This is a genomic window from Paenibacillus sp. CR_12 (assembly GCF_041953985.1).
Classification (GTDB): domain Bacteria; phylum Bacillota; class Bacilli; order Paenibacillales; family Paenibacillaceae; genus Paenibacillus_AQ; species Paenibacillus_AQ lautus_A.
Window position 1 is genome coordinate 102,439 of record NZ_JAVFHO010000009.1, and the last position, 26,827, is coordinate 129,265.

Consider the following 26,827-nt stretch of genomic DNA (forward strand, 5'->3'; position numbering starts at 1 on the left):
GTGCCTGCTGATACCGTTACATGCGCCTAGCTTTTTACCGCTCCAAGCGTCATACCTTTCACAAAATACCGCTGCAGGAACGGATACACGAGCAGTATCGGAACGGTTACCACGATCGTGATTGCCATTTTGATCGACTCCGGCGACACCTGCTTCACGATCTCGGCCATATTCTGCCCGGTCATCATGCCGCTGGTTTGCCCCTGGGTGCTCTGCAGCACCTTCATCAGCTCGAATTGGAGCGTGGTGAGATGGGGTGCATTACCGTTGTAAAGATACGTATCGAGCCAAGAGTTCCACTGCCCGACAGCCAGGAACAAGGCGATGGTAGCCAACACGGGCTTACAGAGCGGAAGAATGATTTTGTAATAGATCGTAAAATCGTTGGCACCGTCAAGCTTTGCCGATTCCTGCAGCGAGTACGGCAGGCTGTCGATGAAAGACCGGATGACGAATACGTTAAACGCGCTCACCATGCCCGGAATGATGTAGACCAGAAACGAATTCATCATGTTCAGGTCGCGGATCAGGATGAACACCGGAATCATTCCGCCGGAGAAGTACATCGTCAGCGCAAGAAAGGTCGACATGAACTTTCTTCCCTGAAAGTCTACCCTGCTGAGGACGTAGCCCAGCATCGTGCCGCTGAGCAAGCCCAGAAAGGTCCCTGCAAGCGTACGGAGAATCGTGTTTTTGGCCCCGGTGACCAAGCCGTCGTATTTAAAAATCTGCACGTAGTTATCCAGCGTGAACTCTCTCGGCCAGATGTAGATTCCCCCTCGCACCGTATCAACGGAATCGTTCAGCGATATCGCCAGAACGTTCAGGAACGGGTAGAGTGTGACAATCATGACCAGTGCCATGATGGTAAAATTCGCGATATCAAACACCCGATCGGAGAGCGAGGGCTTGAATGCTGCTTTGGTTCGTGCCATGCTGTTTCCCTCCCCTTACATAATCGATTGCTTCGTGAATTTTTTGAACACGCCGTTGGCAAGCAGCAGCAGGATGATGCTTACGACCGAGTTGAACATTCCGATGGCCGTACCGAATGAAAAACGTCCCATGCCAAGTCCATAATTCAGCGCATACAGGTCAAGCACCTCTGAATAATCTACCACTAGCGGATTACCCAGCAGGAACTGCTTCTCGAAACCGATGCTGATCAAATGACCGATGGACATGATCAGCAGGATAGCAATCGTAGGGGCGATGCTCGGCAGCGTAATGTGCCATATTTGGCGAATCCGGCTTGCGCCGTCAACCTTGGCTGCTTCGAACTGCTCCTGATCAATCCCTGTAATCGCTGCCAAATAAATGATCGCGCTCCAGCCCATTTCCTTCCATATATCAGAGCCCGTTACGATGTACCAGAACAGGTTCCCCTGAGCCATGAACTGTATCGGCTGATCGATGAGCCCCAGCCACATCAGCAGCTGATTGACAGCGCCTCCATCCGTGGACAGCATTTTGGTCACGATACCGGCAACTACGACCCAGGACACAAAATGCGGCAGATAAGATATCGTCTGTACGGTCCTCTTGAATACGCTTCCACGAAGCTCATTCAACAAGACTGCGAATAGGATCGGAATCGTGAATCCAACGATCAATCCCATGAAACTCATGGCGAGTGTATTTCGCAACACCAGATAAAACTTATCGTCCGCGAAAAGTGCTGCGAAATGGTCCAGGCCCACCCATTTTTGCTCGAATATCCCTTTGCCCGGCTTGTAATTCTGGAATGCCATCAGCCAGCCCCACACCGGCAAATAACTAAAGATGAATACAATGACGATGAATGGAAGCGACATTCCGTACAGTACTTTCTGTTCTTTGAAAGTGGTCCAAAAGCCTTTCTTTTTCTTTGCGGCAGGTTGGATGCTGCTTTTTGTCTTTGTTACCGCTTTCAAACCAACCCCTCCTCTCTTGTATATCCTGATGATAAACCAAGCTGGGGCGGGGAAGTACCCGAAGGATTGGCTTAAAAATCATATAAAAATTAGACATTAACGGTGGGAGGGAAAATGCGAAAGACCTTTATGCCGCTCCGTGTCCGGATCGTATCTCCGATCGCTGTTAAACCCGGGAAACTTCGATTGATACGGGGAGGTGGTTTCCCGGCTTTAAAGGCGACCGCTGGCGCTTCTCCGATACGATTCCGGCCCCTCCGCTCGGAGCTTCGCAGCATTTGGCTCCCCAGTCATGTCTTGGGGGGTAGGAGGAAATAAAAAAAGACGCGTACCTTTGTCGCGTCTTTTAGGGCAGCGATATGAAAGTACTTATGTTTAGTCTGGTTGTATGGTAAGTGAACGCTATTGGAGAACAATCATAAACCATTTAGAATACGGCATCAGACGACGCGGAGCTGCTTGCAGCCTATTTGTCGTGCGCTAGCTCCTGTGTGTGATGCTCAGGTCATGATAGGCTTTATGACCTCGGAGCCGCATCCATGGCTCGATCACGTTGTGCGAATCCGCGTTACGGCACGGCTAAATTACAGGTCCAGCTCCTTGCGGAAATTGGACGGAGACGTGCCGACGTATTTTTTGAATTTGCTATGAAAATAATCGACGTTCGTATAACCGACCTTCTCCGCGACCTGATACACCTTCATGCCCTGCTTCAAAAAATCTTTGGCTTTGTCGATCCGGACCTTATCGAGATACGTATTGAAATATTCCCCGGTCGTATTCTTGAACATTTTTCCGAGGTAAGCGCTGTTGTAATTAAATATCGACGCCAGCGTTTCCAGCTTAATGTTCTCGTTGTAATTGCGCTGAATCAGATCCATGATCCGCTTCATCTCCTGATCCCGTCCGCCATTGCCCGCCTGCCATATCAGCTCCTCCAGGAATTGGGACGAATGGCGGCACAGATCATAGGCCGTTCGCTGTCGGAATATTGCCGCAATCCGATCCGAGTATTCCTTCGTGCGGGACTGCAGCTCCGTATGATGCTGCATCAGTTTGTTGTGCACCCCGGTCAGGAGCTCCACGAAGGCGCGTTTCATCCTCTCCTCCGTGTATTCTTCATTCACCATGGCTGAGGCTGCCGTATATAGCAGCTTCTGCTGCACCTCCACGTTGCCCACATCCACCGCATAATAGAGCTGTTCCATCAGCTGCTCCGGATCATAGGGCTGCCGTTCTTCATCCGTGTTGCCGCCGGCAAACCGCTCGGATTCAGGAAACAGCATCTCCCCGGGAGCATAGAAGAACCGTTCGCGAATCCGTTCTTTGGCACAACGGTACGAATCCGCTACATCCTCCAGACGGTGGACCTGACGTCCCAAAGAGGCCGTTATCGCCGTGCCGGCCCGGCTTGCGGCTTCCTCCACCAACTGCAGCAATTCCTTACGTCCACCTGCCGTCAAGACAGGCGTGGGCATTAGGATACCGAGCTGTCCATGCATGGAAAACACCGCGCCGCGGCCGTTATCTTCAAAAGCTTCGATCAGCTGGTTTTTCAACCGGTCGTCGGTTTCCTCACCGGATTCATCGCTGCCGTTATGATGAACAAGCAGCACTTGGTAATGGTTCCATAACAGTCCCGACCTCTCGGCCATATGCCGCAAAGCGGCCGGATCGGGCTTGCTCTCCGGGTTGAACCATGTCTGAATGAACTGCTCGCGGCTCATATCGGAGGCTGCCCTGTTCAGTGCAATCCTCTCCTGTTCCTGCTCGATGGCTTCTTTAATCTGCAGCAAATACTTGCTCAGCTCGTCCTCATCCACCGGCTTTAGAAGGTATCCGTCCACACGGTGGGAAATCGCCCGCTTGGCATAATCAAAATCGGCATATCCGCTCAAGATGAGCAGATGAATCTCGGAATCCACGTTTCGGATGGCTTCGATCAGCTGCAATCCGTCCATTCCCGGCATCCGGATATCAATCAGCATCAAATCCGGGTCGTACTTCCCGTGCTTCTCCAGCGCTTCGTTCCCGTTCGCTGCGGTATCAACAACCTGATACCCAAGCTCGGTCCATGGCACAATGCTCTTCAGCCCTTCGCGCAGTTTGGGTTCGTCATCCACGATCAACACTTTCATCATCGCTCTCTCCTCCTGTCGGAATACTGAATTCAATACGCGTTCCTATGCCCGGTTCGCTATAAATGATCAGACCCGCTTCAGGGCCGTACGTGAGCTGCAGACGGACATGTACGTTACGGAGCCCGATCCGTCCGCCATCCTTCTCGTCGGTATCGTTCAAATAACCGTAGATCATCTGCAATTTGTCCAGGGATATGCCTGCACCATTGTCCTCGGTCATGACGTGCAGTTTCCCTTCGCTGGCCGAGACCCTGACCCTTATGGAGGTTCCCTCTTCTTTGTGATCCATCCCGTGTATAACCGCATTCTCCACAAGCGGCTGGATGATCAAGGGCGGGATTCTTACCCGGTTCGCTTCAGGGTCCACCTGAAGTTCATATTTCAGGCGGTCCTCATATCGGAACTTCTGAATGTCGAGATAGCACTGTACCATCTCGATTTCGTCCTTGATTGTGGTTTTTCCGCTGCCCACCTCGAGATTGCTCCGCATCATTTTGCCGAGCAGCCGCACGATCCGGGCAATTTCGGTCTCGCCCTTGAGATGGGCCTCCATGCGAATGGACTCCAGGGCATTAAAGAGAAAATGCGGATTGATCTGGCTGGCCATCATTTTGAACTTGATTTCGTTTTGCTTCTGTTCCATTAACCGCTTCTGTTCGTTGGACTCCTGCACTTCGTTCATCAGGTCGTTAACGTTGCCCACCATGGAGTTGAATTGACGGGACAGCTGGCCGATCTCATCCTTGCCGTCGATCTCCATGGCAACGCCAAGATTACCGGTACCTACCTTCGTAATATGTTTGCTGAGGCGCAGCAGCCGATTGGAGATCAGTGAAGAGAAGCTGTAGATCAGAAGAACGGCCAGCAGCAGGCTGATGATGATGACGGTCATCGCCAGCTTGCTGATCCGGTTGGCATCCGCCACGATGCTATCGATCGAGAATATCGAAATAATGCGCAAGCCGTTCACTCCGGACTCTGTATTCAGCGGTTCGATCAGCACCTTGGAGGCTTCGTCATGGATGACCGACTCGTAGCTGCCGCTCGCGTGGTAAACGGCCCCGCTGGCATCTTCAATCTCGGCTAACGTTTTCCCGTACAGCTCCGGGCGGTTAGCCGCGACAATATTGTTGCTGCTGTCCACGATAATCGTGTCGAACGCTTCCTGGCTCAGGATCGTATTGAGCATGCCGGTGTTGACATTGATCACCAGCACGCCGCGGTTGTCCTTGCTTCCAAGATCAACCCCCTTGATCAAGCTGAGGTATACCTTCTGATCACGCTCATCCTCAATGTAGTCCCAATAGATGACCCCGATATCGTCCTCCGCCCGCCGATACCATTCCGTGCTTCTGATTTCATCCTCGGGATATAGAAACTCCCAATTGTTCAGCATGGTCGGATTGTCGCTGTAGAATCGGATATTCGATATTTCCTTGTACATTCTTATCGCCTGCTGCAAATCGGGATACTCCCTGTATGCCACGAACACGTCGTATACGCTTTCATATTGCCGGTTGGCCAGATTCCTCAGACGCTCGTCGTAGGACAAGCGGTACGATAAATCATCCGCCACGTTGATGACTTCGGTCGACCGTTTCTTGACCCGGTCCACGTTCTGATAGGCTTGTTCCAAAGCATTGTCGAATGCAAATTTACGGAGCTCTCCCGTAAGGAATATCCCTACGATGGCTACCGGTACAAAGACCACGACCACAAATGACAATATCAATTTATTGCGGATTTTCATGTCATTCATAAGCTGAATGAAATTCGATAACATCGGACCGTCGACGCTCCTGTCCTTTTAATCTTCGGCAAGCGAAAGAAAACGGTTACATTCCATCGTGAATAGCCTGCCTCAGGCCTATTATATCAGCACAGCCTCCCTTTCAAGGCCAGCTAAAATATGGAAGAAGCCCGACTCCAGCACACAGCTGGTCCGGGCTCATCTTCACTATGCTTTTACCCGCTTAACAGCAGGGGGAACCCGAGCTTATCCTTCCAGCGCAACGCTGAAGGCCATCGCTTGTTGACCGGCTTCCACTTGAATTTTCCCTTCCTGCAGGCTCACTCCCGAGCCCTCCACGGAAGAAACGTTTCCTGTGTCATGCAGCTTCACCGAAAATGGCTTGCCGCTGCCTTCCACCGTAAAATTGATCCGGCTGCCTGCACGCACAGCCCGTACAACCAGCTCGCTCTCTCCGTTCATGTTGCGAACGATGGCGGAAGCTTCGCTGCCGTCTTCCAGTGCATACAAGCCAAGCTCTACTCCGTCTGCATAGTCATATTCCGGAAGGGCGTCGCTCGAACCCAAGGCGAGGAACGAGTTGCCGCGTACGAACAACGGCAGTCCGAGGAAACCGTACGTTTCCTTGCGCCAGGTTCCGCCATCCACCGTTTCTCCGGTTAACAGATGCGTCCAGCGGCCCTTCGGCAGATAATACTTCACGTCGCCTTTCTCGCTGAACACCGGTGCAACGAGCAGGGAATCGCCCAACATGTACTGACGATCCAGCATTTCGACGGCCGGATCCTCCGGGAATTCCAAGAACATGGCGCGCATGCTCGGCACGCCTTGCTCCGATGCCTGTACGGCGGTATGGAACAGATACGGCATCAGACGGCTCTTCAGCTTCGTGAAGAAGCGCGTAACGTCTACGGCCTCTTCGTCGTAAGACCATGGCACCCGGTAAGAGCTGCTGCCATGGAGACGGCTGTGGCTGGACAGCAAGCCGAATGCCAGCCAGCGCTTGAACACATGCGCCGGAGCCGTGTTTTCGAAGCCGCCGATGTCATGGCTCCAGAAGCCGAAGCCCCCGAGACCGAGGGACAAGCCGCCGCGCAGGCTCTCCGCCATCGATTCATAATCCGCATAACAATCGCCGCCCCAGTGAACAGGGAACTGCTGTCCGCCAACGGTTGCGGAGCGTGCGAATACCGCTGCCTGATTCTTGCCGAATTTCTCGACCAGCACGTCAAAGACCACTTTGTTGTACAGCTGGGTGTAATAGTTGTGCATTTTATGAGGATCGGAACCGTCAAAATACACAACGTCCGTAGGAATGCGCTCGCCAAAGTCCGTTTTGAAGCTGTCCACGCCCATATCAGCCAGCTCGCGCAGGTACCCTGCGTACCATTCGCAAGCATCCGGATTGGTGAAGTCCACCAGCGCCATGCCCGGCTGCCACAAATTCCACTGCCAAACATCGCCATTGGCTTTCTTCACGAGATAGCCCTTCTCACGGCCTTCCTCGAAGAGGCGCGAACGCTGCGCGATATACGGATTGATCCATACGCAGATTTTCAAGCCTTTTTCTTTCAGTCGCTTCAGCATGCCTTCAGGATCCGGAAATACCTCTTCATCCCATTGGAAGTCCGTCCAGTTGAGGCCCTTCATCCAGAAGCAGTCAAAATGGAACACTTGCAGCGGAATGTCGCGCTCCAGCATACCGTCCACGAAGGAGTTTACGGTCGCTTCGTCATATTGTGTCGTAAAGGAGGTCGATAGCCACAACCCGAAGGTCCAAGCCGGCGGCAGCGCCGGTTTGCCTGTCAGGCTTGTATATTTGTCCAGAACGCCTTTCGGGTCGGGCCCGTCAATCACGAAATACTCCAGCGACTCGCCCGGCACGCTGAACTGAACCTTCTTCACTTTCTCAGAAGCTACTTCAAAGGATACGAGGTCCGGCTGGTTGACAAACACGCCGTAGCCTTTGTTGGTCACGTAGAACGGAATATTTTTATAGGCTTGCTCGGAGCTTGTGCCGCCATCCTGGTTCCAAATATCCACAACCTGGCCGTTCTTCACAAACGAAGTGAATCGCTCGCCAAGGCCGTACACCCACTCGCCCACGCCAAGATCGAGCTCTTCGCGCATGTAGGTCTGCCCGCCGTCCTCCACGATATGCGCCATGGATTTGGCTCTGCTGCCGGTGATGCGCTCTTCTCCTCTATAGAAGTGGACCGACCATTCCGGGCCTTTCTTGATCACGACGCTCAGATTGCCGCTCCGAAGAACAGCCTGTTGATCGTTCTCTTCGATGACCGTATGGTCACCCTCCTGTTTGTACAATTCGAATGCAGGTCCACGATCTCTTACGCCCGCATAGTGGACCAGCTTCACGCCGATGACGCCGGGTGCCGGGGAATGAAATTGCACGGTGATCAGCTGCGCATTGATGGTCGCTCCTCTGCCCGGAATCGGTGCCGTGGAAGCATAAGCCGTCAACGTATCTCCTTTTACCGCAAAATCATATGCCTGAACCGCTCCCGAAACGGAATATCCTTCCCGGATTAGCCAGTTGCCGTCTGTAAATTTCATCGTTACTTCCGCCCTTCTATATTTTTAAAATTGAACTTTCAGATGTAAGCGTTATAATATCATTATACTGATCCGTTTTTACCTATTCTAACAATATCCGATTGTTTTATAGCACAATTTTGATATCAGATAACAGTGTTCAGGAACACATCACATCCCAAGGAGGTGCAGCATGGATCAATCCATCCGCCAGTCGTTAAAAGAAAGCACCGTCCACGGGAATGAGCGTTTCCCCTTCGGTGCCTATTGGTATCAATTTGCCCCCGGAGCCCATGTGGTAGACTCCCATTGGCATAAGGAAGCGGAGATTTTTTACGTGCTGGAAGGCGAGGTGCTGTTTCAGATCGATTCGGAATATATCCCCGTCCGTGCGGGCGAAGCGATATTTATCGATGGGGGAGATCTGCACACCGGCCACGCCCAGGGCAATGAAGGGTGCAGCTTCTGCGCCATGGTGTTCGATGTCGGCATGCTCGCCAGCAGCAGCTATGATCTTGTGCAGGAAGGGATGATCGTTCCCTTCCAGGAGCGGAGAGCCGCTTTTCCAAGACGGATGACAGCCGGGACCGATGGGCGCCTGCTTGAACATATAAAAGAAATGATGCTGCTGTCCAAGCACAAACCGGCTGGATATGAGGCTGCCATTAAGGGGCATCTGTTTCTCATGCTGTTTCAGGCCGCAGCCTCCGGCAGGCTTGCCAACCGCAGCCGGAGCGAAGCGGCGGACATGACGAGAACGGAACGCTTGAAGAAGGTCATTCTCTACATCCAGAGTCATTACCATCGACCTATCCGTTTGAGTGAGCTGGCTGACCTGATCCCGATGAGCGAAGGCCAATTTTGCCGCTTCTTCAAATCCATGACCGGGCAAACGCCCGTCGACTATATGAATTCCTATCGCGTTCGCCAGGCGGCGGAGCTCCTTCGTTCGCCGGACAATAAAATATCCGACATCGCACTCGATGTCGGATTTGGACACATCAGTTATTTTGTTCGGGTATTCCGCAAAATCATGAACTGCACGCCTTCGGAATATCGGAAGAAATTATAATTTCGGCAGGCTTGGTATGACCTGATTGCAGTCCCCCTGAAGCGGCAGGTTCCGGCATACGTATTGGCCGGCGCTGTTTTCGTTCGCCGCGCCGGGCGGGGCCGGCTGATGAACCCGCTGTTTCCAGAGCTGCCACAGCATGAATCCATCATTCGCTCTTCCTTTATTCTTGATGTAGTTTACCATCGTTTCTACATTATAATAAGCCGTCGCGATGTTATTCTGACCGTTCATCATTTCGGCATCGTATACCGTACCCGGCGCGGCATTCAATTGCAGGACGGCCCCGCCGGATCCCTCCGGCGCAATCTGCATGCCCATATTGATGGGTCCGTTGTATATCGCCTTGTAGGATTCATAGCCTTCGCGCGGGTCGTAATAAATACCGCCGTCGTAGGACATCAGATTGATAAAGTCGATCTTGCTGCCATGATCCTTAACCACGCGGTACATGGTACCGCCAAAAGGAGAACCCCATTGGACCTTGCCTTCCTCAAACGGCGTCCCCTTCACATAATAGGCGCCCGTGGACCAGCCGGCGATGGAAATCTGTAAATTCGCGTTCCTGGCTTGGATTTCATTGTAGAGGCTCGTTATAATGCCTGCGATCTCGCCATCCTTGGTACAGCTGAACTGGGCAGCCGTTCCTTTGTTGCAGCTGCTGCCGCTGGATTCCCAGTCAATGTCGACGCCGGCTGCGCCAAGATCCAGGGCCAAATCGACGATGTTCTTAGCATTGAATCTGGACCACTGCGATCCTTGGCTGTACGACCAGCCTCCTACCGAGAGGAACGCTTTCGTTCCGCGGGCTCTCAGTGCGGCGATGTTGTTGCGCAGATCCTGCGACTGCTGGGCCGTAAATTTACGCTGCCCATTCGGCGTCGTGGCTCCTTCCACGAATTCCAAGCCCGCTACGGCTTGATCAAACGCATACGACCCTTGCGTATACGTGGTGTCCGGCCTTACGAATGCTAGATTGAGATGCGTGATGTAATTGGGAATGTTCGCAGTCGTCAAATCGTAGATACTGGTGTTCCATGAGCTGGCGTAAGCGACGTACATCCGATCAGCAGTCCCAGGAGGATCTACCGGCGGGTCTACTGGCGGATCCACCGGGGGATCTACCGGCGGTGTCCCTGGATTGCACGCTCCCAGGTCCTCCCATACTCCCCACTGTCCCGTCGTTCCGGGCATCTCACCCTGAGTCCACCATTTTGCTTTCCAGGCCTTACCCCCGTGGGATACGATATTGCCCCCGCCATATACGGCAGAACTGCTCCAAGCAGGCTCAGCGCAGGCCTCGGCGGCTTGAACCTGGGACGTAGGAAAGACACTGAACACCAGGACGGCGATAAGTCCGAGAATCCATCCTTTCATCGTTCTGGACTGCCTTGTCATTCATTAAACAACTCCTTCTCCATGGGTATTCGGCTTGTTAAAGCGTTTTCAAATCTGGTGAAAGCTCCGTACCTTATACACCTCCTGACGCATTGGGATGAAATCGAATGAAACACTTTAAGTGTAACTTGGTAATTTTTTTGTACAACAAGGATAAGATTTACTAATTCAGGGGCAAAATCCTATACCTTGTCACAGCAGCGCATCTTCGCAAAAAAAGCCGACACCCTGCGGATGATCGCATACGTGGCAGCTTTTGAAATGGAATGCCTGTTAACCCTTACTCCAATTTAGGGTATGATGATAGAAGCATGTTATTTTTCTATTTATGAGTCTCTTTGTGCAGCCTTGCAAATGGACATTTCGACAGAGACTCCTCGTTATCCCGCAGGAAATATTGCTTCCATTCATAATTGTCCTCCGCCCCGTAGAACTTCAAGTCCGGGTGCGGGGGGATTGGATCATATTCGGTCAACCGCTTGCGTATCAGCACTTTGGTATGTTCAGCTTGCCTGGCCCGGGCATTGAACTGCTTCAGAACCCAACGAGGCGTAAAAGCAAGCATCATGTAGGGGAAATATCTGCTCTGGCGAAGCTCATGTGCCGGCGTTCCGCAATATACGAAATAAGGCTCGCCTGCATAACAAAATTCCCACAGATGATCGTCTGGTTCCCCCGGCAGGTCCGCCGGCCAGGGCTCCGTATCGTATTCGGTGGTCCGGCTCAGCAGCTGCCAGAACAAACGCTCATAATACTCCACGCCCTCGAGGCTATCTCGGCCATGTTCCGTATTTATAAATACGACAAGGGAAGTATACGGGCCGAAGCCCCTGGAGCCGAGCCCGAACTCATGCAGCAGTGCGGCCAATTGCCCCGCCGCCTCCTGCGATTCGCCGCGGTTGATAAAACCGTATCTAAAATGATTCAGCGCATGTCCTTGCACTGCCGGAATGCAGGGGAATTTGGCGGAACGATCCGTCATTTTCTCAGTCAGCTTAACGATCGCTTCCCGCTGCCATTCCTCCGGCAATCCATAGGCTGCATCCATATCGTCCAACCTCATTAAACCGCTCATCACCAGTCCTCCTCTTCTACAGCATATAAGAGTGGGCAAAAATAGGTGACTGTCACGGACGAAATGCACATGAATTTTGAAAAGCGTTTCCCAAAAGCTTGAACTTTCTGATATCTTAAGTAGAGAAGAAATTAAAATACCAGGCTTATGCCTTAATTACCATAGAGAGGATTCTTTCACATTATGTCTAAACCCCTGCTAACCGATAAGATTCAAACTGCCAAACCGGCCAAAAAACCGAGGCCTTCCGCTCCGCCCGTGCGCATCTTTGCGCTGGGGGGGCTTGGCGAGATCGGAAAGAACATGTACGGCGTCGAATTCAAAAACGAGATCATTATCATCGATGCCGGACTGAAATTCCCGGATGCCGAAATGAGCGGCGTCGATTACATTATTCCGGATATCCGTTACTTGCTCGATAATAAGCACAAAGTAAAGGGTATGTTCCTGACCCATGGCCATGAAGACCATATCGGGGCCATTCCTTACGTGCTTCGTCAAATTCAGATGCCGATTTATGGCGGAGCCCTGACCATCGGCTTGGTTCGTGCCAAGCTGGAAGAGCATCGCCTGCTGGATCAGAGTGATCTGCGCATATTCCATGAAGACGAGACGATTGCATTCCGTCATCTTTCCGTTCATTTTTTCAGAACCACCCACAGCATTCCGGATGCCTTCGGGGTCGTTGTCGAAACCCCGTATGGACCGATCGTACATACCGGGGACTTTAAATTTGATTTTACGCCGGAGGACAAGCCTGCCAATCTGCACAAAATTCTGCATATCGGCGGACGGGGCGTCCTCGCCCTGATGGCCGACAGCACCAATAGCGAACGCGACGGGTTTACCCCTTCGGAGCGCACCGTCGGCGATTCCATTCTGCGCCTGTTCCAGGAATGTCCCGGGCGGATCCTGTTTGCGACATTTGCATCCAACGTTCATCGTCTGCAGCAAGTCGTCGAAGCCGCCATTCGAACCGGCCGCAAAATCGCCATCGTCGGCCGCAGCATGGAAAAGGTGTTTGTGATCGGCCAGGAGCTTGGTTATATTCGCGTGCCGGACGGCATGATGATTGACGTCAAAGCCGTTAACCGCTATCGCGACGACCAGGTGCTGATTATTTGCACGGGCAGTCAGGGCGAACCCAATGCGGCGCTGACGCGCATCGCTTCTGGTGCCCATCGTTCGATCCAGATTCATCCGGAGGACACCGTCATTTTCTCGTCATCGCCGATTCCCGGGAACACCCAGAACGTTAACCGCAGCATCGATCTCTTAATGCGGGCCGGGGCCGAAGTTAAATACGGCTCCATTCTCGATATCCACACCTCGGGCCACGGCTGCCGCGAAGATTTGAAGCTCATGATCAGCAGCTTGCGTCCCAAATACTTTGTGCCGATTCACGGAGAATACCGGATGATGCTCAATCACCGTCATCTTGCCGTGCAGGTCGGGGTTCCCGACAGCAACGTCTACTTGATGAACATCGGCAACACGCTGTCCCTTTTCCGCAATTATGCGCGCAAAGGCCGGAACATCCCTTCGGGTGACGTCTATATTAACAATGGTGAACTGCGCACCCATGAGAAGGAGCTGCTTGAGGAACGCGTTCAGCTCGCTCACGATGGCGTGGTGATCGTCGCGATTACCATCAACCGGGAAACGCGCAAGCTGCTCTCCGGACCGGAGTTGATTACCCGCGGGTTCGTGTATATGCAGGACTCCAAGCCGCTTCTGCGCCGGGCCGAAGCGATGCTCCGCAAACAGCTGAACAAAGCCGGCGAACAGCGGGAATACAATCGTGCTGCCTGGGAGCAGATGACCAACAACACGCTCAACCGCTATTTCAAGCGGGAGCTTGGCAGAAGCCCGTACATTATGCCTTCCATCATGGAGGTATAATGCTTCGATCTCGCTGACGCTTGACGCTGTACACTAAAATAAGGGTGGATCCCAAGTCATTGAACCTTGGGATCCACCCTTTTTTGTCATATTAGAAAGCATGAATTTCGAAGCCTATTGCCCTTCCTGTAAATCAAGCCATAAAGCACGGGCCTGCTTTAGTCTGCAAGCTCCAGGCCTTTCGTTTCCTTGCCAAGCACCAGTACCCCCAGCGCCCCGATCAGGATGGTTACGAAAAACATCACGAAAATGATTTCGATGCGGGTCCCATTCTGCTTCAGCACCCCGACGAGCAGCGGCGCAATCACGCCGCCGATCCGACCGAACGATGTGGCAAGCCCGACCCCCGTTGAACGAACCTTCGTCGGATAAAGCTCCGGACTGTACGCATACAAGCCTCCCCATGCTCCCAGATTGAAGAAGGACAAGGATATGCCTGCGGCGAGCAGCGAGCCTTCCGTATTGGCGTAGCCAAACCAAATTGCGCTCAGCGCCGTAAGCACCAAATAAGTAACCAACACGAACTTACGTCCGAACTTCTCGATAAAATACGCCGCCGTGAAATACCCCGGCAATTGGGCAAGCGTCATAATCAGCACGTACTGGAAGCTTCGAACCAAGCTGAATCCTTTATCGACCATGACGGTGGGAAGCCACAGGAACATCCCGTAATATGAAAATACGACCGTAAACCACAATATCCACAGCATAATGCTCGTACGCCGATGTTCGACCGACCAGACCGAGGCCACACGCTGCCCGAAGGTCAGCTTCCGGACGGCCTTGGCCTTCTGCTCGATATACCTTGGCGAATCCTCGATGGCTCGCCGCAGGTAGAGAGCATAGAACGCGGGCAAAGCCCCGATGACAAAGGCTGTCCGCCAGCCGTAATCCGGAATGACGAAGTAAGCAATAAGCGCGGATAGTATCCAGCCTGCCGCCCAAAAGCTTTCCAGCAGCACCACCGCTCTTCCCCGTTCATGAACGGGCATGCTTTCGGATACCAGCGTTGAAGCTACCGGAAGCTCTCCGCCAAGTCCGAAGCCGGCGATAAAGCGCATCAAGCACAGCATGACAAAACCGGTAGCCAGAGCGGAAAGCCCGCTCGCTATCGAGAATATGAGCAGTGTCCACAGCAGAATATTTTTCCGTCCATATTTATCCGCCAGAAATCCGGCCATGGCCGCGCCGAATACCATTCCGATCGATGTGGTGCTTGTCAGAATGCCGACCTGCTGCGAGCTTAGCGACCATTCCGCTGCCAATGCCGCAACAACAAACGAAATCATGCCGACATCCATCGCATCGAACATCCAGCTGGCACCCGCGCTGAACAGCAGCTTGCGCCGTTTGGGCTCTTTTAACAATTGCATGTTGCCCATTTTAACCGCCCCCTCTCCTATATCTTTCTATAATGTAGAGCGAACCATACGTCCGGTCAAGCTAGATTATGCTTAGCGGCAACATGACCGTTATGGTCGTTCCCTCCTGAAGCTTGCTGGTCACATACACCTGCCCCCTGTGATCCTCGATCATTTTTTTGCTGATCATGAACCCTAAGCCGTTGCCCTTCTCCTTCGTTGTGAAGAACGGTTCCCCGAGACGGGATAGGATCGATTCCGGGATTCCGCATCCGTTATCCGTGAAATGGATGACCACGGTCTCGTCGCTGCCTCTCTCCAGTCGTATGGTCAACTCGCCGCCGTCCGGCATCGATTCCACCGCATTTTTTATAAAGTTGATGAAGACCTGCTTCAGATGATTCACGTCACCGTCCACATTGGCCTCTTGCTCTCCAAAATCGGTTATGATCTCTACGTTATGTATAATCGCCTGCGTATTTAATAACGTAATCACTTGTTCCAGCAGCTGCCGGATATCGGCACGCTCGAATTTCACGCTTTGCGGCTTCGCCAAGAACAGAAGCTCACTGACGATCAGTTCGATCCTTTCAATCTCCGAAGAGATAATATCGAAATATTCATCCTTCCGTCCGGCGCCGGAGCGAATCAGCTGCACGAACCCTTTGATGGACGTCATCGGGTTTCGGATTTCATGGGCGATTCCTGCGGCAAGCTGCCCGGCCATGGACAGCTTGTCGGACTGGATCAGCCGCTTCTCTTCCTGATCGGCCGCTCTCTTCATGTCGGTGATATCCGTCAAATGCGCTACATAGCCCAGCGCCCTTCCCTCTCTGCTGCGGGCTGTGCTAAGCCTGCACGATACCCACCTGATATCTCCCTGTTTATGTATCAATCTCTTTTCCATTTGCAAGGAAGAGATCCGGCCCGTTTTAAATTTTTCCATCATTTCCCTGTCCTTATTTACGTCCTCCGGATAAACCCAATCGTTATAGGGATGATGCAGACATTCGTCCTCCTCATATCCGAGCATCGTGCAAGCGGCCGGATTGATTCGGATAATGCTCCCCTCTGAATCGATGAATACCGTTCCTATCGGCGCAACTTCTATCGCCTGAACCATAAAATCATAGCTGAGACATTCACTATTCATCATCGTTTGGAGATCCTCCTGTCTTTCATTGTTCAAATCGGTTTTACCTAATTTCTAGATATGGGATTGCTTCTCCTTTAGCCTATATGGAATATAAATAAAACAATCCAAAGGATAATTCGGACATGAAGCGAATATATTGGATATGAGGTTTCTAATATTTGGTGTCTATCCCAGCGCTATTCTAGTGAAATTGAGAGAAAATGGTTTTTTTTGACTTGAACGCCATGGCTTTTTCGTTTATTGTGAAAGAAAGCAAGTCATTTACAATTGCTAGTCGTTAGGATCGTTAACAAAGGAGTTTGCGAGTATGTACACGGAACAAGATATTTGGATTGTGCTTACAGGCACGGGCACCTGGTTCAGCAGAATGATCCAATATTTCACGAAGGCCCCACTTAACCATGCATCCATAGCGTTTGATTCCGAGTTACGCGAAGTGTACAGCTTTGGGCGAAAGAAGGCGAACAATCCGTTTGACGGCGGTTTGGTTCGCGAGAACCTGCGTGACCCTTTCTTCTACACTTCGGAGTGCGCGGTATATCGCTTCCGCGTCAGTAATGAAGACTATCAACGCATGCACAATCTTGTCAAAGAGATGATGCGTGATCAGGACCGCTACAAATATAATCTGCTAGGGCTGCTGGGTATATTGTTTCGGATTCATATCGATCGTGATGATGCTTTTTTCTGCTCCCACTTTGTCGCGACGGTGCTGGAGCAAGCAGGCCTGCGGCCTGTGAACAAGCCTTGTCATCTTGTAACGCCGGAAGATTTCTCCCACTCCCCCCAGTTGAATGAAGTCTATCGCGGGCCTCTCCACGGTTATCTTGCTCAAGATATGCCAGCCCCGTTGTCCCCGTCGCCGACATTTGTTCCTGTGACCACGAAAGGCCGAGGCAAGTTCTTCAGAATCGGAAAAACGGGTTAATACCGAGAATATGTAGCTATGATATAAATATGTTTCTCTGATACCTTGGAAAAAAGCAGCCGGGCTCGCACCCGGCTGCTTTTTTTAAATAAGTTTTTTGGGGTCCCCGCAAAGTATTTGGAATAAGCATCGAAGCATAGGCTCCACTTTGTGGGGTTATTTTATATGTTCCTCGCGGGGGTTAACCCCCGGCGTCATTCTCTAGCGTTAGGCCGATGGAGTCTGATCCGACGCCTGCTCCAGAACCGCCTTCTCCACCACGACGGGACCGGATTCAGCCAGCTTTTGCTGCTCCATTTTCTTGCGCTTGCGTTTGCGGTTGAAGTACACGCCGATCAACAGAAGCGGAACGGCGATCAGCGCAATATATAACGATACATCCTTAACCATGCCCTCCGCGGCGTTACCGTACAGATAGAACAGGGTACCCACCACATAAAACTTGGTAGCCCGGCCAAGCGCGGCATATGCCAACAGTCTCCATAGCGGGAATTTCAAACATCCCGACAGAATCGTAAACACTTTAAAGGGAACCGGCGTAAAGGAGCCGATCAGTATGGCGGCTTCGCCGTTTTTTTGAAACATGTTCGTTGCAGCGTCAATCCACTCTTTTTTCAGTATCTTGTATAATACCGACTTCCCAAGCAGCTTTCCGATCAAATAGCCCAGCGGCGTCCCCAGCAAGCATCCGATAAAACCATACGTTGCAAGCCACAGTGCATTCTGCGGATGCATGATGCTAAGCGAAACCTGCAGAAAAAAGGCGGGAACCGGAAAAATGACAGCATCCGCAAACGAATGAATAAACAATCCCCATGGACCAAACTTCATCAAAAAATCCAAAATGTCCTGAAACATGTCTCAACCCCTAAACATTTTCTTCCTGTTTCTATCAGACCCTTTATAAAGTATAGCACATAATTATACTGGAAAGGACCTAAGCCGCTTGATCCCTGCCGAAAAAACGCGCAGAACGAAGCATGCCTTTGCACCTATATACTATATGCAGCAGGTTCGACTAACAACAAAAAAACCTTTCTTCTAGGAAGAAAGGTTTTCGGTCGCTCCTCGCAAGCGGAATTTCAAACATGAATAAGCTTGCAAAGAAATGCATCTTGTTTAATTCGCAGATAAACTGCGGTGTGCGGAATGCCTTGTCGGACCTACGAATTCATTCAGCGGAAAGCCGTTCGAAATCGCCTGGGTAATGAAGGCTTTGGCTTGCTGTACCGACTCGCGAACGCTCAAGCCCTTGGCAAGATTGGCCGTGATGGAAGCGGATGACGTGCAGCCCGCACCGTGGGTGTACTTGGTAACGATGGCGTCGGCCTCGAACCATTCGAAGCTGTTTCCGTCATAGAGCAGATCCATGGCTTTGCCTTCGCGGATCTTCCCTCTGTCTTTAATCAGCACGTTCTTTGCGCCGCGCTCGTGAATGATGGCGGCAGCCTGCTGCATTTGATCCAGGGACGTGATCGGACCGGATTTGGCCAGCTGGGACGCCTCGAACAGATTTGGCGTTACCAAATCGGCGCGCGGGAGAAGGAATTCCAGCATCGCTTCCGTATTCTCGGGCTGCAGCACTTCATCCGTGCCTTTGCAGACCATCACCGGATCGATGACGATCCGTTTCAGATCATAGCGGTCGATATACTGGGAAACGAGCTCGATGATCTCTACGGATCCAAGCATGCCGGTTTTCATGGCATCGATGCCGATGCCCTCGAGCACGGTTTTCAACTGCGTTTCAACGATATCCAATGCCACCGGGAAAACCTGGTGATCCCATGTCTTTGGTTCCATGCAGACAATCGTGGTCAGTGCGGTCATTCCGTATACGTCAAATTCCTGAAAGGTTTTCAGATCGGCCTGGATGCCAGCGCCGCCGCTTGTATCCGAGCCGGCTACGGTTAATGCTTTTCGTATCGTCATGTTCCATGTTCCCTTCGCTTGTAAAATGATTACTCTATTATAAGAAAAACTGGGATTGACGTCTATTCGCTGATGTCGAATTCTTCTTTAGCGGTTGTTTTTCTTGCGAGATCAAGTCGGTTGAGCTTCGATGCCTTCTCTTCCTGATCTCTAAAGAAAAACTGGGATTGACGTCTATTCGCAGATGTTGAATTCTTCATGGTAACGCATCACTCCGCCTGCGGATTATTCTTCCGATCGCTGTTGCCCCCAAATTTCCTTTGAACCACGATATCTATCGTTGGAATTCGGGGGCAAAGGCGACCACTCCGTTTCTACAGAACAATTTCGCCTGCTTCGTTGGAGTTTATCTTTAAAATCCTTAAAGAAAAATTCAGTTTAGCGTGATTCGCTGATGTTGAATTTTGCTTGATCACGCATCACTCCGCCTGCGGATTGTTCTTCCGATCGCTGTTGCCCCCAAATTTCCTATGAACCACGAAATCAATCGTTGAAATCCGGGGGCAAAGGCGACCACTCCGTTTCTACAGAACAATTCCGCCTGCTTCGTTGGAGTCCTTTGCCTAGGCTCACACTATAAAGTCGCCACTTATTGTTCCGTCAGGATCACCGGGCCATCCTTCGTGATGGCGAGCGTGTGCTCATACTGCGCGGACCATTTCCCGTCCACGGTTCTGGCGGTCCATCCGTCCGAATCGATCTTGCATTGATATGTTCCCAGGTTCAGCATCGGTTCGATGGTGATGACCATGCCCTCTTTAAGCCGAGTCCCGCGGTTGGGTGGCCCGTAATGCGGTACCTGCGGTTCCTCATGCATATTTTCGCCGATGGCGTGCCCCACGAAGTGGCGGACAACCGATAAATTCTGTGCTTCCGCATAGGATTGAATCGCATGGGAAATATCGCCGATCCGGTTGCCGATCACCGCTTGCTCAATTCCGAGGTACAGAGCTTTCTTCGTCACGTCGAGCAGATGCTGCGCTTCCTCGGAGACGTTTCCGACCGGATAGGACCAAGCCGAGTCGGCGAGCCAGCCATCATACTTCACCACCATATCAATGGTAACGATATCCCCGTCCTTCAGCGGCTCATGGCTCGGAAAACCATGGCAGATCACGTCATTGACCGATGCGCAGGTCGCAAAAGGATAACCATGGTACCCCTTCTGCTCCGGCGTCGCGCCGCGCTCCGCCAGGAACCGTTCGACAAACTGATCAATCTCCAGCGTCGTTACGCCCGGCTTGATCATGTTGGCGATCTGACGGTGGCATTCGGCGAGAATATCGCCGGCTTTATTCATTTTGGCGATTTGTTCTTGTGTTTTGAGGATTATCAATCCTGCTCACTCCTTTTCATGGCTGCTCTCCTACTCAAATCAAAAAGCCTTAGCTGACCGAAGGAGCTTCAGGACAGGCATCCGCGTCCTCCTCACTCCCCGGCCAATAAGGCTGATTCACAATCACAAGGTGTATCTGTTTTCTTGTCTTGTATCCAAAAAAAGAAAAGCTGATAGCGCCCTACATAATCTTATTCTACTCTTAAGCCAGGGTAACCTCAATGATTTCCGTTAGGAATTTCTGCCTTTCGGTCAAATGCGGACAGGTACGGATGCCGCAGCATAACCGTTTTGCATTCTCGGAGGCATCTTTAACTCGGCGGTAACCCAGAAAGTCATATGACTCTCAATGACCATGAACAGAATCAGGGCGGGCAGCATTTTATCCAATTTTAAGCTTCATTTATCCAATGACAATCGTTTCTCCTCATATCTATATATTTTAAGGTTGCGCAGAAACGATAATTTTACACGCGAGATCACGATTCCTTTCTTTTTCCTATGTTCATTATATCAAAAGGGGCCGTTGCTTTAGCTTTCCACTTGTTTCCGTTCCTTCTCGGTCATATCGCTTTTCTCCTTGGACAAGAACCAGCCGAGGACCGCGATCAGGATCAATACGCCCCAGAATATGAGCTTCCAGCCGGCGCTCTTGGGAAACGTCTTCTCTAATACAGCGATATCCGGGTGCGCGAGCGTATAGACGGCCAGCTTGATTCCTACCCATCCCACGATCAGGAATGCAGCCGTTTCCAAGCCGGGCCTTCTTACGAGCAGCCTGCCGAAATACGATGCCGCGAACCGCATGATCACCAAGCCGATAATTCCGCCTGCCAGGATAACCAGGAACTGTCCGCCGTCCATGCCCCCGATATTCGGGAGGCCGGTTTCCGGCAGCGTCAAGGCGAGGGCTACGGCAGCCAAAATCGCATCGACCGCAAACGCAATATCCGCAAGCTCTACCTTTAACACGGTAACCCAGAATTTTTCTTGTTTCATTTCAGCTTCCTTCAGATGTTTCTTCTTCTTCACAAAGAACTGCTTCACCATATGATTGATACTGATATACAGCAGGTAGAAGGCCCCAATCGCCTGTACGTACCAGACATCCGCCAGAAAAGAGATAATGAAGAGGGATGCGAAACGGAACACAAACGCACCGGCCAATCCGTAAAATAACGCCTTCTTCCTCTTGTCCTCCGGCAAATGTTTAACCATGATGGACATCACCAGGGCATTATCGGCTGCGAGAATCCCCTCGAGTCCAATCAACACCAGCAGCACCCACCCATATTCGAGCAACAGTCCCATTTCCAAACGCAATCTCTCCTTCATGTATAGGATGATCCGATTTACGTTTCAAAGGCGTATAAAACAAAAAACCTTTATCCCGAAAATCGGCGATAAAGGTATCTACCCAGAAATAGGCTGTAGGAATAAGCACCTTTACCGAATCGGCAAAGGTCTCGCAAACAACTTTCGTTGCCAACAAAGCCGGAGACACGTTCGTGTCACGAATTGACGACTTTGCTGCGACTGCTACTCCCCTTTACTTGAATACATGAATTATAGCATGGCCGTTTATCACCGCCAATAGACTTTCAAAAATTTTACATTCACTTTACATTTCTTTTTTTCTTCCTCCAAAAATAGAGCCATAGTCCAGCTGCCAGCAGCACGACGGCAGCCCCCCACAGGAAAGGCCTCTGCATAAATGTCTGATCTGCAGCCTCACCTTCACTTGGAAGCATTCCCTCAGCAAGCGTATCAGACCCCGTTTCGCCCGGTGGAGGCGCAGCTTTCGGAGGATATCCGGCCCCTAGCTCGGATAGCTCCTTGCCGGCGGCGGTGAGCGGCTTCGTTCCGTCACAAAGCCCCGTTGTCAGCCGTCCCGAGTCCGCGGACGCGAACACCAGATATTCGCTGCCTACGGTAAATTGGTCATAACCGCAGCTTGCCGATGACATGGCCGTGGTAAGCTCCGTTACGGGGTTCAGCTCGCCTTTCCATATCTCCGTTACCTCTAACGTAATGTGAACCGGATCTGCCGAGGACATGACCAGCTTCTGCGCCGGGCCCGCGATCTGAGTCACCTTGCCTGCGAATATCGCTGCGCTCCGTTCCAAGCTTTCCGCAACCTCAGGCGGTCCGGCACATGAGCAAGCAAAGACGTCGGATGGTTGTATCGTAAACAGGCTGACGAGCAAGAGCAAACAGCTAAGCATGATCATAACCTTGGATTTTCTCATCATGGGTCACCTCAATCCTTAGACGGCCCTTCCCTCTAAAATGTTCCAGTTCTATCCATAAATGCGCCGATCCACTCCAAAAATGAGGGAGGGATAACGGCGCATTTCGGCTGCCGATCTAAGGAAGCACCCCCGCAAGAAGCTGCCAACGTCATGAACTACTTGCTGGCGATGATCAGGTAGTGACGATCCGTGGGATACCGGATTCCGTCAACCTGCAGCCCTGCTTGCTCCAACATAGCCTGCAGCACCTGCGGGTCAACCCGGTTCGGCCTCGGAACCCGCTTCTCGGACGGGTCTTCCTGCCATTCCAGACACAAGCAGCGCCCGCCTGGCCGTAACACTCTTGCGATTTGGGAGATCGACTCCTCCAGCTGGTCGGTGATGTGAAGGATCAAGGACGCGATGACTCGATCCACGGTTTCATCCTGTAAAGGAAGCTGTTCCAACACGCCTTCCATCACCTTCACATTCGTGATTCCTTGTTCCTGTGCACGCCCGCGCATCATGTCGAGCATGGCTGGCTCGGTATCCAGCGCGTAAACGGTGCCTGTCGTTAATGAGGCTGCCGGTATGGAAAAATAGCCGGTGCCCGCCCCGATATCCAGCACATCCACCTCGCCATTCACCTGAAGCATCTTAAGCAGCGAAGAAGCCGGCAGCTCTTTTTTCCTTTCCGGACTTTCCAATCGCTCGATGAGTGACGGATCAAAACTCTCTTTCATGTTATCGCTCTCCTCCTTGATGAATCGCATTTCATGGCATGTTGCAATATGTATTTGCATCAAATGTGAAAAGGAATTCTCCCTGTGGGTCTACCATACCGTTGATTGGGAACGATGTAAACCGGTTCGTTGGTCTATAACGATTACGGCCGATCCCCTTCCGCTTGGCATGCCTTAGACAGCCTCTTGATTCTACGCGAACTGTACGAAAGAACCATGCAAGAGATCGTTGGATTGGAATAGGAACTGCGGCCATAATAAGGAGTTGAACCAGAAAAGGGCATTTCCCTGATCATGTTGACCATGGAAATGCCCCGATTCGTTACTCGCCCTTATCCTCAATCCATACCTGCCCTGCCAGAAAATCGGCAAGATGAACGGCCTCGATGCCGCGTTGTTTCCCGGCACGCTCGATGCCCCACTTCATCTGCAGCAGGCAGCCCGGATTCGAGGTCACGATGACCTCGGCCCCTGTTGCCTCCACATGCTCCATCTTATGATCGAGCAGCGTCGTCGACATTTCCGTCTGGGTCAGATTGTAAATGCCCGCGGAACCGCAGCAAACCTCTGCTCCCTGAAGCTCGCACATGTCTACGCCCGGAAGCTGCTGCATCAGCTGGCGAGGCGCTCCTTGCACCCGCATGACATTGCGCAGATGGCAAGAATCCTGGTAGGTGACCTTAACGGTCTTATTCGCGCTTTCCGCTTGAATCGGCGTAAGCGGCCGTCCCGGACTGCTCAGCAGCTCCGAGATGTCCTTTACCTGTTCTGCGAAACGAACGGCCGCTTGCTGAAGCCGCTCATCCTGTTCGGCATGCATCAGATGATCGTATTCCTTCAGCAGGGCGCCGCAGCCCCCCGCATTGCTTGCAATGTAATCTACGTTTGCTTCCCCAAAAGCCCATATATTCTGGCCGGCCAGCTGTTTGGCATCGTCCATTTCACCGGCATGGGCATGCAGCGCACCGCAGCATACCTGCTCCTCCGGAATGACAATCTCGAACCCGGCCTGGCGCAGCAGCCGCACGGTGTTCACGTTCGTAGAAGCAAACATGACATCCATAATGCAGCCCCGGAACATGCCGACCCGGCCAACCCTGGCCCCGGACGCGGGGATCACCATAAGCTTGGAACCGCTCCCTGTCGTCTCGCGGCGGTAGGGCAAGCCGGCCTTGCTCCACAGTTCTTCCAGACCATCGCCCGTTACGTCAGGCAGCGCCTTTTCCAGCTGCTGAAGATGGTCGGGAAACAGCTTCATGGCCCCGGAGCTGCGCGCAAACTTCTGCAGCCCGGATTTCTGATAGAACGATAGCGTCTTGCCGATCAGCTTCAGTCTTCCGCGATGCGGGAAAATCCCTTGCAGGAACGTCTTGCGGACGACTCGTACCGGCAGCGAATAAGGCTTCTCCGCCGCAATGGCCGCCCGGGTCTGCTCGATCAATTGGCCGTATTTCACGTCGGACGGACATGCCGGCTCGCATGCCCTGCACCCCAGACAGAGATCCATTTGGCTCCGAAAGCTCTCATCCGGTTCCATCAAACCATCGACAACCGCTTTCATGAGGGCGATCCGCCCGCGTGGGGAGGCAGCCTCGAGCCCGGTTTCGATGAATGTCGGACATGCGGTCTGACAGAACCCGCAGCGCATACAGTTCGTCAATTGATCCTCGTCCAGCGTCAGCTTCAGCGATTGTGCAAGCTTCTCATGGGTTGAATTCATGCGCGATCGCCTCCTCTCACGATGTTTCGATCTTCCGATCCTGATCCGAAGCTGAGTCCCGCCCTGCTTGCTCCGTCCGCTCCTGGAATACGATGCGCTTTCGGGTTTCCGCAAACAGCTTGCCCGGATTCATGATCTGGTGCGGGTCGATTGCATCCTTGATGGATTTCATCATCCGGATGCCGGCTTCTCCCACCTTCCATTCCAGGTAAGGCGCCTTCACGATACCGACGCCATGCTCGCCGGTAATCGTGCCGCCCATGGCAATTGCCGCCTCAAAGATTTCGGCGAATGCCTCTTCCACGCGATGAATTTCTTCCGGGTCGCGGGCATCCGTCATCGCGGTCGGATGCAGATTGCCGTCCCCGGCATGGCCAAACGTGCAGATCTGCACATCGTATTTCTCGGCGATGCGCTGAACTTCAAGCACCATGTCCGCAATCTTCGAACGCGGAACCGTTGCGTCCTCCAAGATCGTGGTCGGCCGCAGACGGGACAGTGCAGCGAGCGCGCTCCGTCTCGCCTCCATCACCTTCGCCCCTTCTTCCGGGGTCTTGGCGATATTCAGCTGCACCGCGCCGGAAGCAAGACATATCTCCTCCAGTTTCTTCAGATCCCGCTCCACATCCTCCACGCTGCCGTCCTGCTCGATCGCCAGCATCGCTTTGGCGTGAACCGGGAGCCCGATTTTGGCAAAATCCTCAACCACCTGAAGAGTCGGCTGATCCATGAACTCCAAGGTGCACGGGAATATATGATTGGCTATAATGTTGGATACCGTTCGAGCCGCCGCTTGAAGGTCATCATATACGGCGACCATGGCCTTTCTGTATGAAGGCTTCGGAATTAGCTTCACCGTGGCTTCCGTCAGTATGGCTAACGTTCCGCCCGATCCCACCAATAACCGGGTCAAATCATACCCGGCAGCATCCTTCACCAGCTTGCCGCCCGTGCGCAGGATACTGCCGTCCGGCAATACGGCCTCCAGGCCGAGTACGTAATCCTTGGTCGTTCCATACTTCAATCCGCGCAGCCCGCCGGCTCCCAAGGCAATATTGCCGCCCATCGTGCAGATGATCATGCTGCTCGGATCCGGAGGATAGAACAGCCCCGTCCGCTCGACCGCCAGATGAAACTGCTTTGTATTCAGACCCGTCTGGAAGGTTGCGGTTAGATTATCCGCATCGATCTCCAGCAGCTTGTTCATACGGGTCATGACCACGATCAGGCCGCCCTGAAGCGGAATGGTGCCGCCGCACAGATTGCTGCCCGCTCCCCGCGTAATAACGGGTATCCGGTGCTTCGAGCAAATTTTGACGATGTCGGAGACCTCCTGCGTGCTTCCAGGAAAGATAACTCCGTCCGGCATCGCTTGATACAGCGGCGTAGCATCATAACTGTATGAGACGAGACTTTCCGGATCATCCTTGAACCACTTCCCGCCAACCACGGCGGCCAGCTGCTCGCGAATGACAGTTTCCAGCATGTTGTTTTTCCCCCTCCCCTATGCGGGTTTGACTACTAAAGATAATCACAATGCTTACCACCCAATCGCTGCCTAGCACTACCCCTACGCCATCGCTTGGCGCTTCCGTTTGCTGGCTTTAATGAATGGT

The 26,827-nt window shown here is 52.4% G+C and carries 20 protein-coding genes; 3 read left to right on the forward strand and 17 right to left on the reverse strand.

Features of this window, described 5'->3' with window-relative positions:
* Window positions 1–26: 26 nt before the first annotated feature.
* From RB297_RS26250 to yicI, 5 genes are all read right to left on the reverse strand, one after another.
* On the reverse strand, window positions 27–935 hold the full coding sequence (locus RB297_RS26250) for a carbohydrate ABC transporter permease (protein ID WP_009592812.1): 909 nt from the start codon (window positions 933–935) through the stop codon (window positions 27–29).
* 15 nt (window positions 936–950) lie between these two features.
* A complete protein-coding gene (locus RB297_RS26255) occupies window positions 951–1,913 on the reverse strand; it encodes an ABC transporter permease (RefSeq protein WP_096776911.1) in 963 nt (320 codons plus the stop codon).
* Between the two features lie 584 nt (window positions 1,914–2,497).
* Window positions 2,498–4,054: a response regulator gene (locus RB297_RS26260; protein WP_375121800.1), complete on the reverse strand. Its 1,557-nt coding sequence runs from the start codon at window positions 4,052–4,054 to the stop codon at window positions 2,498–2,500.
* Complete coding sequence (locus RB297_RS26265; protein WP_096776909.1) at window positions 4,029–5,837, reverse strand: cache domain-containing sensor histidine kinase; 1,809 nt, start codon at window positions 5,835–5,837, stop codon at window positions 4,029–4,031. Before RB297_RS26265 ends, RB297_RS26260 begins: the two co-directional genes overlap by 26 nt.
* 213 nt (window positions 5,838–6,050) lie before the next feature.
* Entirely contained in the window at window positions 6,051–8,378 is a 2,328-nt protein-coding gene (gene yicI, locus RB297_RS26270; RefSeq protein WP_375121801.1) for an alpha-xylosidase, read from the reverse strand.
* Between the two features lie 172 nt (window positions 8,379–8,550).
* Here yicI and RB297_RS26275 point away from each other — a divergent pair, with 172 nt between their 5' ends.
* The gene (locus tag RB297_RS26275) at window positions 8,551–9,429 is read left to right on the forward strand and encodes a helix-turn-helix transcriptional regulator (protein ID WP_192570532.1); all 879 of its coding nucleotides are present in this window, start codon (window positions 8,551–8,553) and stop codon (window positions 9,427–9,429) included.
* On the opposite strand, the gene RB297_RS26280 is transcribed toward RB297_RS26275, so the two are convergent.
* Together RB297_RS26280 and RB297_RS26285 are read right to left on the reverse strand one after the other, a co-directional pair.
* Window positions 9,424–10,827, reverse strand: a complete 1,404-nt coding sequence (locus RB297_RS26280) for a glycosyl hydrolase family 18 protein (RefSeq protein ID WP_375121802.1) — start codon at window positions 10,825–10,827, stop codon at window positions 9,424–9,426. The genes RB297_RS26275 and RB297_RS26280 overlap by 6 nt on opposite strands.
* 322 nt (window positions 10,828–11,149) lie before the next feature.
* The gene (locus tag RB297_RS26285; protein WP_277747082.1) at window positions 11,150–11,902 is read right to left on the reverse strand and encodes a YqcI/YcgG family protein; all 753 of its coding nucleotides are present in this window, start codon (window positions 11,900–11,902) and stop codon (window positions 11,150–11,152) included.
* A gap of 183 nt (window positions 11,903–12,085) precedes the next feature.
* Here RB297_RS26285 and rnjA point away from each other — a divergent pair, with 183 nt between their 5' ends.
* Complete coding sequence (gene rnjA, locus RB297_RS26290; protein WP_015737537.1) at window positions 12,086–13,804, forward strand: ribonuclease J1; 1,719 nt, start codon at window positions 12,086–12,088, stop codon at window positions 13,802–13,804.
* A gap of 158 nt (window positions 13,805–13,962) precedes the next feature.
* On the opposite strand, the gene RB297_RS26295 is transcribed toward rnjA, so the two are convergent.
* Together RB297_RS26295 and RB297_RS26300 are read right to left on the reverse strand one after the other, a co-directional pair.
* On the reverse strand, window positions 13,963–15,186 hold the full coding sequence (locus RB297_RS26295; protein WP_015737538.1) for an MFS transporter: 1,224 nt from the start codon (window positions 15,184–15,186) through the stop codon (window positions 13,963–13,965).
* A 61-nt stretch (window positions 15,187–15,247) separates the two neighbouring features.
* A complete protein-coding gene (locus RB297_RS26300; RefSeq protein ID WP_375121803.1) occupies window positions 15,248–16,321 on the reverse strand; it encodes an ATP-binding protein in 1,074 nt (357 codons plus the stop codon).
* A gap of 307 nt (window positions 16,322–16,628) precedes the next feature.
* Between RB297_RS26300 and RB297_RS26305 the strand changes: the two genes are divergently transcribed.
* Entirely contained in the window at window positions 16,629–17,249 is a 621-nt protein-coding gene (locus tag RB297_RS26305) for a hypothetical protein (protein ID WP_009590113.1), read from the forward strand.
* A 207-nt stretch (window positions 17,250–17,456) separates the two neighbouring features.
* On the opposite strand, the gene RB297_RS26310 is transcribed toward RB297_RS26305, so the two are convergent.
* The 8 genes from RB297_RS26310 to RB297_RS26345 all read right to left on the reverse strand — a co-directional run bounded on the left by RB297_RS26310 (window position 17,457) and on the right by RB297_RS26345 (window position 26,697).
* Window positions 17,457–18,107: a YqaA family protein gene (locus RB297_RS26310; RefSeq protein WP_015737540.1), complete on the reverse strand. Its 651-nt coding sequence runs from the start codon at window positions 18,105–18,107 to the stop codon at window positions 17,457–17,459.
* Window positions 18,108–18,368: 261 nt separating this feature from the next.
* Window positions 18,369–19,181: a pyridoxine/pyridoxal/pyridoxamine kinase gene (gene pdxK / locus RB297_RS26315; protein ID WP_096776902.1), complete on the reverse strand. Its 813-nt coding sequence runs from the start codon at window positions 19,179–19,181 to the stop codon at window positions 18,369–18,371.
* 589 nt (window positions 19,182–19,770) lie between these two features.
* Complete coding sequence (gene map / locus RB297_RS26320; RefSeq protein WP_015737542.1) at window positions 19,771–20,517, reverse strand: type I methionyl aminopeptidase; 747 nt, start codon at window positions 20,515–20,517, stop codon at window positions 19,771–19,773.
* Between the two features lie 531 nt (window positions 20,518–21,048).
* A complete protein-coding gene (locus RB297_RS26325; RefSeq protein ID WP_192570526.1) occupies window positions 21,049–21,834 on the reverse strand; it encodes a TerC family protein in 786 nt (261 codons plus the stop codon).
* Between the two features lie 299 nt (window positions 21,835–22,133).
* Window positions 22,134–22,769, reverse strand: a complete 636-nt coding sequence (locus tag RB297_RS26330; RefSeq protein WP_375121804.1) for a hypothetical protein — start codon at window positions 22,767–22,769, stop codon at window positions 22,134–22,136.
* A gap of 155 nt (window positions 22,770–22,924) precedes the next feature.
* Window positions 22,925–23,491 (reverse strand): class I SAM-dependent methyltransferase, encoded by a 567-nt coding sequence (locus RB297_RS26335; RefSeq protein ID WP_375121805.1) that lies wholly within the window; start codon window positions 23,489–23,491, stop codon window positions 22,925–22,927.
* 322 nt (window positions 23,492–23,813) lie between these two features.
* On the reverse strand, window positions 23,814–25,211 hold the full coding sequence (locus RB297_RS26340) for a (Fe-S)-binding protein (RefSeq protein WP_375121806.1): 1,398 nt from the start codon (window positions 25,209–25,211) through the stop codon (window positions 23,814–23,816).
* Between the two features lie 16 nt (window positions 25,212–25,227).
* Window positions 25,228–26,697, reverse strand: a complete 1,470-nt coding sequence (locus RB297_RS26345) for an FAD-linked oxidase C-terminal domain-containing protein (RefSeq protein ID WP_375121807.1) — start codon at window positions 26,695–26,697, stop codon at window positions 25,228–25,230.
* Window positions 26,698–26,827 lie beyond the last annotated feature (130 nt).